A 14,376-nucleotide genomic window follows, 5' to 3' on the forward strand; every position below is an offset into this window, starting at 1 on the left:
CGACCCACACCCCTTGGAATCAATCATCTAGGGGCAGTGGCCTACGGTACGAGGGCGGTGATGAGGGGGCTGGCCTTGCCGCTCCAGGAGATGGCGAGCTGGTCCCGGGCGCGGGTTGCGGCCACGTACAGCAGCGAACGCTCTCGCAGGAGGGCATCGTCGCGGTCCGCCTCGGAGTACTGCTGGTCCCGCAGTGGCCGAGGGATCGCGTTCTTCGAGACGTCGAAGAGCAGTACCTTGCGGAACTCCAGGCCCTTGGCGCGGTGCATCGTCATGACCACTGGCCTGCCCCGACCGGCCGCCTCCCGGTCCACGGCACGCACCTCTATCCCGTGCTGCGCCAGACCATTGACGACGGCGTCGCGCTGGTAGCGGTCGCGCACGAGGATGGCGATCGTCTCCGGGGCGCTGTCCTCACTGTCCCGGTCCTGCTCCAGCCACACCGTCAGCAGCTCGGCGGCCTTGCTCAGCTCGTCGGCGCGGTCGGTGGCGTGCAGCAGCAGCGGCTCGGGCCCGGAGCGCGGTGAGACGTAGTGGTGCTCCTCGGCCTGCCCCTCCATGTCTTCATAGGTGCCGGGATCGAGGATCCCGAAGGCGACATCGAGGTTCTGACGAGTGGTGCGATAGTTGCGCGTCAGCCGCCGCGACCTGCCGCGCACCTGGATCCCGTAGTGGCTCAGCGTGATCTTCTTGCCGTAGATCCGCTGGTGGGAGTCCTCAGCCAGGAACAGGTCATCCGGGCCAGGTTCCACCAGCGCCCGCAGCAGCTGCAGGTGAGCGGGCGTGAGGTCCTGGGCCTCATCGACGAGCACGTGCCGGAAGGGTCGGGGTGTGCCGAGGGTTGCCTCCTGGTCGAGCCAGGCGGCGGCCAGGGCGAGCTGTTCGTCAAAGGAGGTCACGCCCAGGTCGGCGCTGCGGTCCCGGTAGCGCTCCATCGCCCTCCATACGGCGGCCCGCTTGGACCGGTCCAGGGCCACGCCCCGCCCGGGGCGGCGCACGCGCAGGTACTGCTTGAGAGTCGTCACGCGCTGGGGCAGCACGATCAGCTCGTACTCGGACTCCAGGAAGTCGGCGGAGCGCAGCCTCTCGGGCAGTTCATCGCCCATGAGGGTGAGGACCTCCTGCCACACATTCTCTCTGGGGTAGGTGAGTACTCGCCCGCGCGGCTGGCCGATGACCGCCTGGGCGATGGGGGAGATCTTGGCCCCGGCCTGCTGGAGGATCATGCGTGCCACCCGGTCCAGGCCGCTGACCATGACTCCGGGCTCGCTCAGCTTCTCGGTGAAGGGCAGCCGTGGTTCGAGCTGGGCGATCTGGCGGCGCAGGTCGTCGGCGAGGTTGCGCGTGTAGGTCGTCAGCAGGATCCGTGGCTCCAGTCCGCCAGTCTTGTCCCGCTTGGCCAGCTCGACGGCGCGGTGCACGGCAATGACGGTCTTCCCGGTTCCGGCGCCGCCCGAGACACGCATGGGGCCGTTCGCGCGCCGCTCCACGAGGGCCCGCTGCTGGGGGTGCAGGAAGAGCTGCCACTCGGCGAAGCTGAGTCCCTCGATGGCGCGGCGCAGGTCCTCGTCGCTTTCCAACCAGGTGAAGGTCGAGCGCGCCGCGCGAGTGCGCAGACCGGCGATGAGGTCGGCGTCGGTGGGCTCGGCGGCGACGTCTCGCGAGGGCCGCAGCCCGAAGTCCTCACGGATCTCCTCGATCGTCGCCCCCGTGGCCAGGTTGAGCAGCGCCTCGCCCTGCCAGGGCACCCGGGCGGTGGAGGCCAGGTCGAGGAGTTGGGACTCTCGCTGCGCCGCCAGTGCCGCTGCGGCGAGTCGGACGTCAATACCGAGCTCGTCGTGCAGGATCTCCACGGTGAGCCCGTCGGGCCACACCGGTGCCTGGTCCCGGCTGGGAACGACGACGGCGCCCGGAACGGCAGTGGTCTCGACCGCCGTTCCGGCAACCGTTCCTTCTTCGCCCCGGTGGCTCCCCGCTGCGACCGGCTCGGTGCCAGGTGCCTGGGTGGGCGCGGAGGCGGCGTCGGTTCCTTGGGCGGCTTCCTCGTTGCGACGGCGTGCCTCAGCGTTGGCGGCCTGGATGCGGGCCGTCTCGCGGGCGAGCTCGTCGGCCTCGCGCTGGGCGGCGGCGAGCTCGGCCTGGGCTGTGCGCCGCGCCTCCTCGACGGCACGGGGATCCAGGCCGATGAGGTCCCCGACGTTGACGACCTCGGTGATGCCGTTGCGGGGGTTGACGTGGACGGTGACGGATTCGGCGATCTTGATGGCCTCGTCATGCGGCCAGATGCCGTGGATGACGTAGACGACCTCACCGTCGGCGGCGAGCTCGAACAGGACAGCCCGGTAGAAGTCGGTGACGCGCGCGGTGCGCACGCGCCGGTCCCGCGCTCCACGAATGGGCTCCAGGTGCAGCCCCGAGCTCGTGGTCATGGTGGACAGCTTGGTAATGAACGGCCCGATCTTGGCCCTGAGGGAGGGGTCCTTGGCGGTGGCGTCCTTCGTCTTGCTGCTGGGCAACAGGATCGTGGCCATGTCAGTGTCCTTCCAGGAGCTCGGGGATGAGCGCGCAGATATCGGTGGCGGTGCGGGCCGGATCGTCGCCGACGACGATGACGCGCCAGCCGGCCGCCGTCAGGGCCTCCTCGTCGCCGTCCTGCGGCTCGGCGAGGACAGCAACCTTGGGCGCGGCCCAGGACAGGTCCGTCATGATGCCGCCGACCTCGACGCCGTCGCCCTCGTGGGGGAGGCCGGCCGCGGCCAGGTGGGGCAGAAGAGTGAGGATCGGCTCGGGGGTGAGGTCCTGGTCGACGTCGTCCCAACCGAGATCGCTCATAGCGGCCGGACTGCCGGCGACATCCGCCACAGCGACCTCAGCCTGAGCGCGGGCGCGCAGCTCGGCCAGGGCCCGGCTGGTCGTGGTGATGTCCACGGGCACCTGAGCCAGGGCGAGCACGTTGCTGAGCCGCAGCCAGGCCAGCCAGGCCTCCGAGTGCTCGGGACTCCCCAAAGCCTCATTGGAGTCGTCCAGCACGAGGGCCATCCCCGTGGTGGAGGCACCGGTGAGCTGAACCGCCAGGGCAAGGTGGGGGATGGCGAAGACCGAACCGGAGTGCTTCGACGCCGCAGGAGCGCCTGCGGCATCAGCAGCACCAGCCGGCTCGGGCAGCTCGGCCTCAGGCCGGAGCACGCGCAGCGCTTCCCACAGCGGGTCCGCCCCGGCGCCCTGGGTGGAGGAGTACCGCAGGGACGCGTTCTGTCCCAGGGGCAGGTGGCTGGCGGCGCCGACGATGAGCGGTCCCCAGGCGGAGTCGGCCAGGGCCGCCAGGGCGGCAGCGGTCGGACTGGCCTCGGGGTCCTCGTTGTCATCGCTGAGCATCGTCTCCAGCAGCGCCATTGGCCCGCCGCGCCAGGCGTCGATGGCCTGGTCGGTGACGCCGCCGGCGCGCGAGGCCCCTAGGGAGCCGTTCTTGAGCTGGGCGACGGTGGCCTCGTTCAGCCAGGCCGGGTTCCACGGCCCGTCCAGGTCTTCGAGGCTTACGGAGATGACCCGGTAGCCGGCGGTGCGCAGGCGTGCACGTTTGTCGGCGTCGTCGGCGAGGCGGTTGTACTTGCGACTGGCGTGGTAGCTGCGGCCGTCGGTGAAGATGGCGATGGGACTGCGGCCTCCGGGGCGCAGGCAGGTGAAGTCGGGGCGGGTGCCGCGGGTGTCGACCTGGGGACGGATCCGCCAGCGGCCCCCGTCGATCTCCAACGCGGGTGCGCCCGAGGGGTCGCTGGTGGTGCGTACGGCCATCTGCTTGCCCAGGAGCTCGGCGAGTGCAGCGCGGAAGCGCACCTCCAGGGGGCTCTCCCCGGTGCCGGCGCGCACGGCCTCGTCGGTGACCGTCCACTGGGGGAGGTCCGGGTCGAGCTCGGCGAACACGCCCTCGGTGTCCTGGGCGCTGTTGTCCTCCCGTCCCAGGAGCTGGCCGATGGCGTGCAGGGCCGCGGCGCGGGTGACTTCTGCGGAGACGGCGTGGGGCCGCAGGCAGTCCGGGCACATGTCCTTGCCCTCGGCGCGGCACGGGCAGCTCTCCAGGTGCTGGCCGGTGCGGATGAGGAGGTTCCAGAGCCGGGAGGAGTCGTCATGGTCGGTGAGATAACCGGTGCCCCCGGGCACGGTGTCGTGCAGCAGGAGGGCGGGACGAGTCTCACCGGGGGCGCCGCCGGCCACCGGGTGGGGGACGGAGGCGATGCCCAGGTGGTCGGGGGAGCCGCCGGTGGTGATATCCAGCCCCAGGAGGATCGCGGAGGCCAGCGAGTCCACCCCCACCCGGTCGGTGGCGAAACCCAGCGGCAGCACGAAGGCGAGTGCCTCAGTGCTCAGCTCGCGCATGAGGTCGACGGCGATCACGTGCTCGGCGGAGTCGCTGCGGTAGCGGCACCAGGGCCGGTGCTCCCGGGCGGAGGAGGCCCGCGTGTCCGTGTCGAGCTTGCCGCAGGCCTCACACAGGCGGAAGTCCCGCGAGGAGAGGGCGTTGCCGGAGACCCGGTCGACGCTCTGGCCGGCCAGGGGCCGCCCGGTGTTGAGCCAGCGCAGGTTCATGCCGCGGTAGCGGGTCACCCCGAACCCGGAGGCCTCCACATTCCACTGGCGCACCGCGCGGGTAGGGTCGAAGTCGGCCAGGGGCAGGACCTCGAAGTGGGTGCGGAGCCGCTCGTCGCTGGAGTCCCCGATGCGGGCGTCGTCCTGGGAGACGTCGGCGAAGACCCGGCTCAGGCGCAGGACCCGCCGGGCCCGTCCGACCTCGGCAATGTCGGTGTCACGGCACCTGGGGCACTCCGTGGGCGCGGCGGGCCGGGTCTCCTGCGGCTCGCGCACGTCGATGTAGCCGCAGGCCTTGCAGCAGAACCACCACTGGGCCTGGTTGTTGAGGTCAGAAGCGTCAATACCCTCGATCTCCATCTCCAGGCCGCGGGTGTAGAAGGTGGCGCCGGGGGCGAACTCGTGCAGAGCGTGGACAGAGGCCCTGTCGACGTCGCAGGGCTCGGAGTGGAACTCGTCGCTGTCCGGGTCACGCCAGGAGACGCGGGCGGACAGGCGTACCGAGTCGTCGATGAGGGTGTAGTTGGGCAGGACGCCGTGACGCTCCAGGGCCGAGACCCAGTGCTCACGATCCAGGTCGAAGATCCGGGACTCGGCCGCCTTCCGGGCTCCCTCGGCGGAGCGATGGGCTCGTAGATCCTCCTCGGTGGCGTTGGGGCGCTCGGCGGCGACCTTGAGCTCGGGCAGGGCCTCGCGGATCTGGCGCTCCTGGCGGTGGAGCTGCTCGGACTCGGCGCGGTGCTCGGCCGCGGCGCGCTGGAGCATCTCGCGGGGGCCGGCACCGGAGTCCTGCGTCACCCAACTGCTCAGCCGATCGAGCGCCGGCGTGCGCTCCTGGAAGGCGGCGGTGAAGGCCTGCACCAGCAGGGCGCCGTCGCGCTCGATCCGCTCGCACAGCGTGGTGATGAGCGAGCCCTCGCCGGTGGCCCCCAGGGCGGTCTTCGCGGTGCCGCCGCCGTGGCCGCCAGAGGGGATGGCCGGGTGGTTCTCGCGGGCGAGGGTGTCGATGACGGAGGCCAGGAACTGGCGGCGCAGGATCTCCTCGGCCCCCAGGTAGGTCGACGGCGGCGCGACGGAGCCGTTGAGGAGCCGATCCGGGGCGTCGAGGATCGGGAGCTGGCTGCGCCTGCCGGGCACGTAGGCCAGGGCGAGCGCCGAGCCGCTGCGACGGCCCGCACGCCCCACCCGCTGCACGTAGGAGGCGACGGAGGCCGGCAGGGAACCGAGCATGACGGTGGACAGGTCCCCGATGTCGATACCCATCTCCAGGGTCGGGGTAGCCACGAGGACGTTGGGATCCCCGGGCACCTGCGTGGGGCGCTTGAACCCGGTCTCGACGTCGGCGCGCTCCTTGGCATCGAGCAGGGAGGTGTGCTCGTGGGAGTCGACCCGGCGCACGTGGGCCCCGGCGTACATGCTGCGGTAGAAGCTCTCCGCCGGGTGAGGCTGGGCCCTCAGGTGGCCGGGGCAGGTGGCGGCCAGGCAGGGGGCGGCGTCGAGCTGGTCAACGGTGGCGATAGCGGCGGGCAGCTGAGTGCGGCAGGTGTCGCACACCAGGAGCAGGGCCTCGCGCGTGGTCTCGCGCAGCGGGGAGACGACGACGCGGCCGGCCGGCAGCCCGTAGACGGTGCCGCCGGAGTCGGTGGTGGTGACGCTGAGGATCCCGGCCTCGGCCAGGTGGGCCAGGAGTGCGCAGGCCAGGCGGGAGGCGTGGGTGGGCACGACCCCCAGGCACTTGCGGGCCCAGGTGGCGTACCAGGACTTCGAGGAGCCCACCGGTGTGAAGGCCGACTTGCGGGTGTCGAGGCCGCCGCCGACCTGGGGGAAGGCCGGGGCGGCGCGCCCGGTGGGGAAGGCCGGCTGGCCCTGATTGCGGTCGCGCTTGTACCAGATCCACAGGCGCTTGCCGTCGTCGCGCTTGTAGTGCGAGAGCCACTCGTGGTCGATGGCGCCCTCGCGGCGCATGTGCTCCAGGGTGCCGCGCACCCAGGCGAGCAGGGCCGCGTCGCTGGTGTCCTTGAAGTCGTCGAGGACGCCCTGCTGGTCGGTGCCGAGTGCCTGACGGGCCAGGGCCACCAGGGTGTTGGCGCGCCCGGCGCTGACGTGGACGGTGACCGAGCCGGTGGCCTCCAGGGTGCGCCCGTAGGTGGACTGGAGGCCCACCTCCAAAGCGATGTCGAACAGGAGCCGACGGCGCACGTGCGGCTTGGCCCGGCTGCGCTTGGAGGCCGGGGCCTTCGGGTCCCAGTAGGGCTTGAAGCGCTGGTGCTCGGCCAGGGTTGCGGGGACCAGTCGGTAGCGGTCGAAGGCGCTGGCTTGGGCGTCGTCGAGGGCGGCCTCGGCCCACTCCTCGATGGGCATCTCCGCTCGCAGCGCCCCGCGCAGGGCCGAGCGCAGGCTCATCGTGTGGGAGCGCTGGTTGACGTAGCCGGCGCGGTGGGCGGCGTCCTGCACGGAGTCGGTGAAGATGAGGGCGCGTTTCTCGGTGTTGTCGAGGGCGTCGTCGCCGAACAGGGTGGTCAGGGACACCGACAGGAGGGTGGCGACGGCCGAGCCGAGGAAGCGGATGGAGTCCTTGGCCCCGCAGGAGGGGCAGACGTCGTTGGTGGAGTCCTCGGTGATGCTGCGCTCGTCCCCGGTGAGCATGAGGACCGGCAGGACGAGGCCCTCCTTGGCCTCGGTGCTCTCCTGGTCCGGGCGGCGGGTGAGGATCTCGCGACTGTTGATGGAGTACCAGCGCAGCCCGGGGTGGCGGACCTCCAGGTTGATCTCGCCGGCCTCGGCGCGGGTGCGGTAGTCGGCGTCCTCCCCGGGGGCGTGCAGGAGGGCCCGGAAGCGGGGGTCGCCGGTCTTGCGGTCGCGGCGCACGTGGGTCTGGTCGTCCTTCTCCTTCTGGCCAGTGGGGGCCAGGACGATGCCCCAGCCGGAGCGCCCGCAGGAGCGGCAGTACAGGGCGGGGCGCGCGGGCTCCTCAACCTGTGTCTGCTCGGAGGCGGCGTCAGCCCAGCGGAAGGAGGGCAGAGAGCTCAGAGCCCGGTCGACGCGGGTGACCTCCCGGATCCACAGGGTGACCTCCACGTTGACCGCGCTGCGGTCGGGACTGCCGTCGAGCCCGGCACGCACGACGGACAGGGCCGCCAGGATCGCGGAGAGGACCCGCCGGGCCAGACCCGACTCCGGGACGGGGCCCAGGAGGCCCCGGGCGAGGTCGGCCAGGGAGGTGGAGCGCTCGGCGGCGCGCACAAGGTCCAGGACGTCGGGGTGGGCCTGGAGGGCGGAGGCGAGGCCGGCGGCGTCGAGGGCGTCCTCCACCTCCTCGGGCAGGTCGTAGAGGTGGGCGACGACGCCGCGGAGCAGCTTCTCGGGGCCCGGGGAGCCGGCCTCGGCGAGGCGCGCCAGGGCCTGCAGCTTCTCACCGGGCAGGGAGCGCAGGCGCAGGGCGCGGCCGGCCAGGCCCTTGGACTGGGCCACCTGGCGGTGTGTGGCGGCCCACTGGTTGAGGTCGGCGCGGGTCTCGGTGACGACGGCGCTGGTGGGCAGGTCGGTTCCAAAGACGTCGCGGGCGAAGGCAAGCATCTGGGAGGGGTCTCCGCCGTCGCCGAGGGTGGCGGAGGTGGCCACCGGGCACACGGGGCCGAGCGGGGCGGAGGCGAAGGCCTCCTGGCGGGGGTCGTCGGCGCTCAGGTGGGCGCGCAGGGTCAGGCCCAGGCGCCGCAGCAGCATGGCGACGTCGGTGCCCTGGGCGCCGTCGTAGGTGTGGAACTCGTCGAGGACCAGGTAGGTGAGCGACCCGGCTGAGGCCCGCCACAGTTCGCGGTCCTCGGGGCGCAGGAGGAGCTGGTCGAGCATCTTGTAGTTGGTGAGCAGGATGTCCGGCGGGTTGTCTCGGATGACGTAGCGGTCGGTGATGAGGGAGTCTGCGGTGACGTGCTTGCGGGGGCTGGCGGAGGAGTCCCCGGTGTAGATGGCGGCGCGCACGCCGGCCAGAGCGGGATCCTTAGCGATGAGGCTGGCGAGGCGGCTGGCCTGGTCGGAGGCCAGGGCGTTCATGGGGTAGAGGATGAGGGCCTTGATGCCGGTGACGCCCTGGGCGCGGGCGCGCAGGACATGGTCGAGGACAGGGTGGAGGAACGACTCGGTCTTACCTGAGCCGGTGCCGGTGGTGACGATGGTCGGCTCGGGGCGGTGGCCGCCCTTGGTGGTCAGGCGCCGGTAGGAGTCCTCCTGATGCTGGTAGGGGGTCAGGCCCGGGTCCCAGTCGAGGGGGCGTTCGGCGGGGTGTGCCGGGTCGGTTGTGCCGGGGCGGGCGCTCGCGGCCAGGTAGGGCAGGCGCAGGCGGACGAAGGGGCCGACGAAGACTCCCTGCTTCTCGTCCTCCAGGAAGTCGGTGAGCACGCGCCGTGGCTCGGCGTCGGTGAGGGCGAAGGTCGTCGAGAGGTAGTCGACGATGGACCACCGGATGCGTTCGGCCTGGAGGCTAGGGAGGAGGAGCGTCATAGCTGGAGCGTGGTGGTGATGGGCGGTGGGGCGGATGATGGCGGATGGTGTTCGGGAGTGGTGTCTGCCGGGGCCGGCACTACCTCGTGCGGATCGTCGTTGTTCCGGGAGTGATCCCGCAGATCAGAGGCTACCGCAGCGAGGGAAAGGAAGAGGAAACGGCACGAGTCGCTTCTTGGTGACGAGGCCGCCGACGCCGGCTGTGCTGAGATCGCCGAACGCGGCACCATCTCCTGGGACGAGGTCAAGGCTGGCCTCGGGATAGAGGGCGCGGTTGGTCGACGTGAGGTTCCGAGCCCCCTTCGTGGGCATCCTTCATGAGTCTCGTTGCGCTGTGGACAGGGCGGAGCGGCGCCGGCCATAATGGTGGGGAGCCACCCGGTTGCAGCCGGATGACTCCCCTAGCAAGCGGTTGGTCTACCCGAACCACTTGCTGAGGGCATCCACAAGGACACCGACGGCCCGGACAAGGCGAGCGATTGCGTTGAGAACGTCGCTCACCTTCCGGGCCGTTACCTTGCCCTTGCGGACGTGTGCGCGTCGGCCTTTCGGCTTGGACACGGCCCTCGTGTGTTGGTAACAAAGGTTGACATTTGTGCTTTTCGACAAGTATGATTTGCCATCATGGGGTTCTTGAAGAGTGCGTGGAAGCACGGCCTCGCACGAGAGGACATTGATCATGCGCTGAGCAATCCTGTGGCGGTCCATTATTTCGACGGATATGTCATCGTCATCGGTCCCTCTCGGTCCGGTCATCTGATCGAAGTTGGCGTCAATGATGACGACTTCGTCTTTCATGCGATGTCTGCGCGCGAGAAGTTCTTGAGGAGGAAGTGAATATGAAGACCACTGAAGAGATGCTGGATGAGATCGAGAACGCCAACAACGGGGATGGCCCGGCTCCTGTGGTTACGGTAGACGATCCTGCTCTCGCAAAAATTGCGGTCGCGCAGATACGACTCCGTGCCGCTGAGCGTGCGCTCGATGAGGCCGTGATGGCTGCGCGCGATGTCGGCCTGTCGTGGCAAACGATTGGGGATGTACTGGGTATGACTCGTCAGGGTGCGAACAAGCGCTTCCACGCCGCCTGACGTGGTCCACGGACGTCGCAGGCAGCTCGACCTGAGGCGTCGAGCCTCCTTGGTGGGCATCCTTGACGAGTCTCTTCATGTCCTTGCGGACGTGTGCGCGTCGGCCTTTCGGCTTGGACACGGCCCTCACCTCCTTCCCGACCTCTCCTTCCCCGGCAAGGACACATGGACGTTCCGGGAGGAGGCGCCGAAGGGAGGCAGGTCTCATCATGGCAGCCTGCACTGACATCCTGAGCTTGGCTCTGGCTACTATGAGTGCTATGGAGACCGCGGAAACCCTCGCCCAGGTCCTGGCTATCACCCGCATCAAGAAGCGCGGCCTGTCTCAGCCTGATCGCGTTCAGGTTCTCCTGGACAGTGCCGACCCCCGCGAAGCCCTTGCCGACATTGCTGGTCCTTCCCTGCTCGACGACCCGGCTTTGAGCCAAGCCCGCGAGGACGTCGACAACTGGCTCTCGCAGGGCATGGGACTCGTCTCTGTACTGGCTGACCAGTACCCCGCACGTCTGCGTGATGTTCGCGAGGCGCCAGCTCTCCTCTACTACCAGGGCGACTTGACTCCGGCAGACCAGGGCGTGTGCATTGTTGGCTCGCGGGACGCCGACGACGATGCACTCCGTGTTGCCGACTACGTTGCCAGAGCGCTTGTTGAGGCAGGGCTGACCGTCGTCTCGGGCTTGGCTGCTGGTATTGATACTGCAGCCCACACTGCTGCCCTGGAGGCTGGAGGACGCACTGTCGCCGTGATGGGCACGGGGCTTGGGCGCACCTACCCTGCGACAAACAAGAATCTACGTGAGTGCATCGTTGCCAACCACGGGCTGGTCATGACCCAGTTCGAACCGAATGCTGTAGTGAAACCTGCGAACTTTCCGATGCGCAACGCCGTCATGAGTGGCTACGGCATCACGACCTTCGTTGTCGCCGCCTCCGAGCGCTCAGGCACTCGCTCCCAGGCAAAGAATGCAGTCAAGCACGGGCGCGGGATCGTTCTCGCTCATCGCGTCGCCGAGAGCACCTCCTGGGGGCAGGAACTTGCCCGTACCGGCCAGGCGCGCGTCGCTGACTCCACGCGCGATGTTTTGGACCAGGTACGTGCCCTCCAAGCTGAGCGTGCTCAGGCGGAGGAATTACTACGTGAACTCGTCGCATGACCGGGATCCTGCCCGGCTACTTCCGGGCGACCGCCGTCCCTGGTCGGTTGCGTGGCAGGCAGTGCCAACTGTGCCGCACCCCGATCGATGAGGCTTACGACTTCTGCTTCCAACTAGTCGTATGCATCCCAACATGATGTACTCACCCTCCTACTCACAACTATCCGCAGTTCTCTGCTTTTCCCGGCGAGAAAGGTTTAGCAATAATGCACTTTGATGATATGTGCTCCATCGAAAAAACAGGCGCCTCAAATGCTGATGACATCTACTGGTGCGATGTAAATGTGCACGCATTTGTTGGGTGTAATCCGAACGTAGTATTACTGGTGAATTTAGCTCGTAATCAGACATAGGTTACCTGGATTGAGGTGATATAATATTCGATGCAAATAGAAGTAATGTAAATATGAACATGATTAAAATCGTCTACTTTGACGAAGAATCCGCATCAGACTTGTTGGATATTGTGGCGGGCGGTAAGGAAACCTCTTCGAAGGAGTTGAGTAAAAATCGAGCAGCTGAGATAGAGGCTGAAGCTAGCGCGAAGGCTGCCGCCAGATTCAATTGGCTTCCATTTTTTGGAGGATCGGCTGAAACTAGTGTCGCTGCAAGCGCCTCAACAATCGGACACAGTATCCTCAATAAAACGCTCTCAAACACCATCCTGACTGACTATCTCAACAAAGTTAACGAGTTGGACGGGGTTCGGCAGCTCACCGGCCTGACAGTTTCTGCTCGCAACGGCTCCGCGGCGTACATGAAAATGTATACTCCGTACTTGGTGATGCTCAACCAAGATGAGATGCCTGTCAATCTAGCCGAACTAGATAATGCTCTACTATCAGCAAAAGGTTACTATGAACTACTCGGCCAGGATGTTGATGGCTCGAAGTGCATCCTGCGGTTCAATATTCGTGCGTTTCGGAACAACTACGGGTTAGTTGATCTCGGTCGCATGCGGCTTGTATTTCACGGCATTCAGGTTGGTGCGGCGACGGAATCCAGTTTGATGATGCAGGTCGAGATGACGTCCGAATCTGAGTCGATCCCATTGACCGGATTGGATATAGTCGACGGTACTTCGACGAAATCAAACAAGTTTCTCGACGTGTATGATGTCATCCTTGCGGGGGTCGAGTATGGGGAGTGATACGAATGTCGTCGTCTACTACGGCCCTCCTTCGTGGTTCGAAGAGCAACTTGGTGAAAGCCAGCGACAATACCTACTCGACCTCTTGAATGAACGTGATGAAGCCAGGCGTCGGATCCGACACACCGTGGATGGACAAGAAACCTCCGAGGAGGAAGTAGCTACCTCTCGTCCAGACTGCGTGGTCGCTATGTCAAGCGATTACGCAAGCGTCCATGAGCATGCCATCACGAACTTTGTTGGCCTAGTGCGAGAACTCAACCCGAAGCATCTGCTCCTCCATAATCCGCCCGAGCTCATTCATACACAGCTCGATAGAGTGTTTACGACAAAAGTTGAGCGTTACACCTATCCAGTCGTCACGCGTGACACCTTGATCAGGTTTCGCGACGGTTTCGCGGATCATCTCGTCGGCCAGCGATCGGTCCGCGAGCGGATGTTGGCCGCCCTCTACCCGCTGACGAATGATAAGCGAAGCAAACCCGTAGTTCTGATGTTCTACGGACCCTCCGGTGTAGGAAAAACAGAGACTGCCCAGTTTCTGAACGGACTTCTCGGTGGAAAACTGATGCGCAAACAATTCTCGATGTTCCATAGCGACAAGTTCGCTTCCTATGTATTTGGTGGTTCGCACTCCGAAAGTTCGTTTGCGCGAGATCTGCTCGATCGCTCATCTGGAGTGATCCTGATTGATGAGTTCGACAAGGCAAACCCTGTATTTCATAGCGCTTTCTATGAAGTATTCGATGAAGGTGTATTCGAAGACAAAAACTATCGAGTTCCACTTGGTTCTACTCTGATTATATGTACGTCGAACTATGGGTCAGAGGATGAGATCCGGAAGGCGCTCGGAGATGCCCTGTATTCGCGTTTTGATGCGTTGATACGTTTTGAGTCCTTGACTGCAGATGAGGTTAAGGAGGTCATTAATAGATTGGTAGACGCCTGCTTTCAGGTGCTCTCGTCTGATGAGCAGGCTATCCTTGATAAGGAAGAGGTTAAGCTCATGCTCTACGCTCACGCGAGCAGTACTAGTAATGTTCGTAAACTACGAAAGCTGGTTGACGAAGTGATCTCACTGAAACTGGTCCGCGCAACGCTGAACGACGCAGATGCCTCTAGTACTGCAACTAGCACAAAATAGTACAAAGTTGCGACATGGGGTTGCCTCAGGGGGTCGGCAAAGTCGGGTCAGGTGGTTGGCTGGGTGATGAGCTTGATGGCGCGTTTTGGTTGTCGTGACAGGGATCTGGCGGTTGAGGCGATAGCGGCTTGGGCGCCGTGGGCCAGGCGGATGAGGCCGGGTGGCCAGGTTACGCAGGGTGGCCATGACCTGTGGGCCGTTGCGGGTGCGCAGCTGGTGGCGGTCCTCATCGAAGATGACGTCTCTGACCCAGTGAAGTCGGTTCTCTATCCCCCAGTGTCCTTGGATCCAGGCGGCGATGGCCTCGGGCTGGGCGTCGGTCATGGGCAGGGAGCACACCAGGTAGACCACCTCAACGCGCTTGCGGCCTTTGACGGTTCGGGTGCGGCGGACCTGGACCACCTGCGCAGACCCCGGGAAGTCCACCCACTTAGGGACCTCGAGGGCCTTGACGGTGCGCCGCACCCACCGACCGTGAGAGGTGTCGACCCAGGAGATGGACGGGACACTCTTGAAGGGCAGGGCCTTGAGCGTCCTGCGCAGGGTCTTGTGGTTGTCCAGAGGCGTCAGGAGGTAGTGACCACCACGCCCGCGGATCCACCCGGCGGTGTCCGCCTGGGTGTGCATGGCGTCAGCGCTCACCACGACCCCGTTCAGGCCTGGGGGTTCAAGCAGGACCCTGAGAGCCGGAACCTCTGGTTGGACTTGCTGGCCACCCGCTCCTGGGTCAGTACGGCGCCGGTGGCGTGGTCCAAG

General features: G+C 66.4%; 8 protein-coding genes. 5 read left to right on the forward strand and 3 right to left on the reverse strand.

Going from position 1 to position 14,376, the window contains the following annotated elements:
* Window positions 1-41 precede the first annotated feature (41 nt).
* On the reverse strand, window positions 42-2,531 hold the full coding sequence (locus tag HMPREF2883_RS12580) for a 3'-5' exonuclease (protein ID WP_070662952.1): 2,490 nt from the start codon (window positions 2,529-2,531) through the stop codon (window positions 42-44).
* Between the two features lies 1 nt (window position 2,532).
* Window positions 2,533-9,081 (reverse strand): DEAD/DEAH box helicase, encoded by a 6,549-nt coding sequence (locus HMPREF2883_RS12585; protein WP_070662953.1) that lies wholly within the window; start codon window positions 9,079-9,081, stop codon window positions 2,533-2,535.
* Window positions 9,082-9,705: 624 nt separating this feature from the next.
* Here HMPREF2883_RS12585 and HMPREF2883_RS12590 point away from each other — a divergent pair.
* The 5 genes from HMPREF2883_RS12590 to HMPREF2883_RS14440 all read left to right on the forward strand — a co-directional run bounded on the left by HMPREF2883_RS12590 (window position 9,706) and on the right by HMPREF2883_RS14440 (window position 13,620).
* Window positions 9,706-9,918: a hypothetical protein gene (locus HMPREF2883_RS12590; RefSeq protein WP_070662954.1), complete on the forward strand. Its 213-nt coding sequence runs from the start codon at window positions 9,706-9,708 to the stop codon at window positions 9,916-9,918.
* Between the two features lie 2 nt (window positions 9,919-9,920).
* A complete protein-coding gene (locus HMPREF2883_RS12595; RefSeq protein WP_083313588.1) occupies window positions 9,921-10,172 on the forward strand; it encodes a hypothetical protein in 252 nt (83 codons plus the stop codon).
* 260 nt (window positions 10,173-10,432) lie between these two features.
* Window positions 10,433-11,326: a DNA-processing protein DprA gene (locus tag HMPREF2883_RS12600; protein ID WP_176747222.1), complete on the forward strand. Its 894-nt coding sequence runs from the start codon at window positions 10,433-10,435 to the stop codon at window positions 11,324-11,326.
* A 406-nt stretch (window positions 11,327-11,732) separates the two neighbouring features.
* Window positions 11,733-12,476 carry a DUF6414 family protein gene (locus HMPREF2883_RS15685; RefSeq protein ID WP_070662956.1) on the forward strand — a complete coding sequence of 248 codons (744 nt, stop codon included), beginning with the start codon at window positions 11,733-11,735 and terminating at the stop codon, window positions 12,474-12,476.
* Entirely contained in the window at window positions 12,466-13,620 is a 1,155-nt protein-coding gene (locus HMPREF2883_RS14440) for an AAA family ATPase (protein ID WP_083313589.1), read from the forward strand. The genes HMPREF2883_RS15685 and HMPREF2883_RS14440 overlap by 11 nt, the downstream gene beginning before the upstream one ends.
* Here the strand turns inward: HMPREF2883_RS14440 and HMPREF2883_RS12615 are convergent.
* The gene (locus HMPREF2883_RS12615) at window positions 13,552-14,262 is read right to left on the reverse strand and encodes an ISAs1 family transposase (RefSeq protein ID WP_256277484.1); all 711 of its coding nucleotides are present in this window, start codon (window positions 14,260-14,262) and stop codon (window positions 13,552-13,554) included. The genes HMPREF2883_RS14440 and HMPREF2883_RS12615 overlap by 69 nt on opposite strands.
* Window positions 14,263-14,376 lie beyond the last annotated feature (114 nt).

The sequence above is a fragment of the Actinomyces sp. HMSC075C01 genome (assembly GCF_001812965.1).
Classification (GTDB): Bacteria; Actinomycetota; Actinomycetes; order Actinomycetales; family Actinomycetaceae; genus Actinomyces; species Actinomyces acetigenes.

What these genes read in the sequence shown, in the direction of transcription:
- HMPREF2883_RS12595 (WP_083313588.1), top strand. Translation starts at nt 9,921, where the DNA reads ATGAAGACCACTGAAGAGATGCTGGATGAGATCGAGAACGCCAACAAC.
- HMPREF2883_RS15685 (WP_070662956.1), top strand. Translation starts at nt 11,733, where the DNA reads ATGAACATGATTAAAATCGTCTACTTTGACGAAGAATCCGCATCAGAC.
- HMPREF2883_RS12600 (WP_176747222.1), top strand. Translation starts at nt 10,433, where the DNA reads ATGGAGACCGCGGAAACCCTCGCCCAGGTCCTGGCTATCACCCGCATC.
- HMPREF2883_RS12590 (WP_070662954.1), top strand. Translation starts at nt 9,706, where the DNA reads ATGGGGTTCTTGAAGAGTGCGTGGAAGCACGGCCTCGCACGAGAGGAC.
- HMPREF2883_RS12580 (WP_070662952.1), bottom strand. Translation starts at nt 2,531, where the DNA reads ATGGCCACGATCCTGTTGCCCAGCAGCAAGACGAAGGACGCCACCGCC.
- HMPREF2883_RS12585 (WP_070662953.1), bottom strand. Translation starts at nt 9,081, where the DNA reads ATGACGCTCCTCCTCCCTAGCCTCCAGGCCGAACGCATCCGGTGGTCC.
- HMPREF2883_RS14440 (WP_083313589.1), top strand. Translation starts at nt 12,466, where the DNA reads ATGGGGAGTGATACGAATGTCGTCGTCTACTACGGCCCTCCTTCGTGG.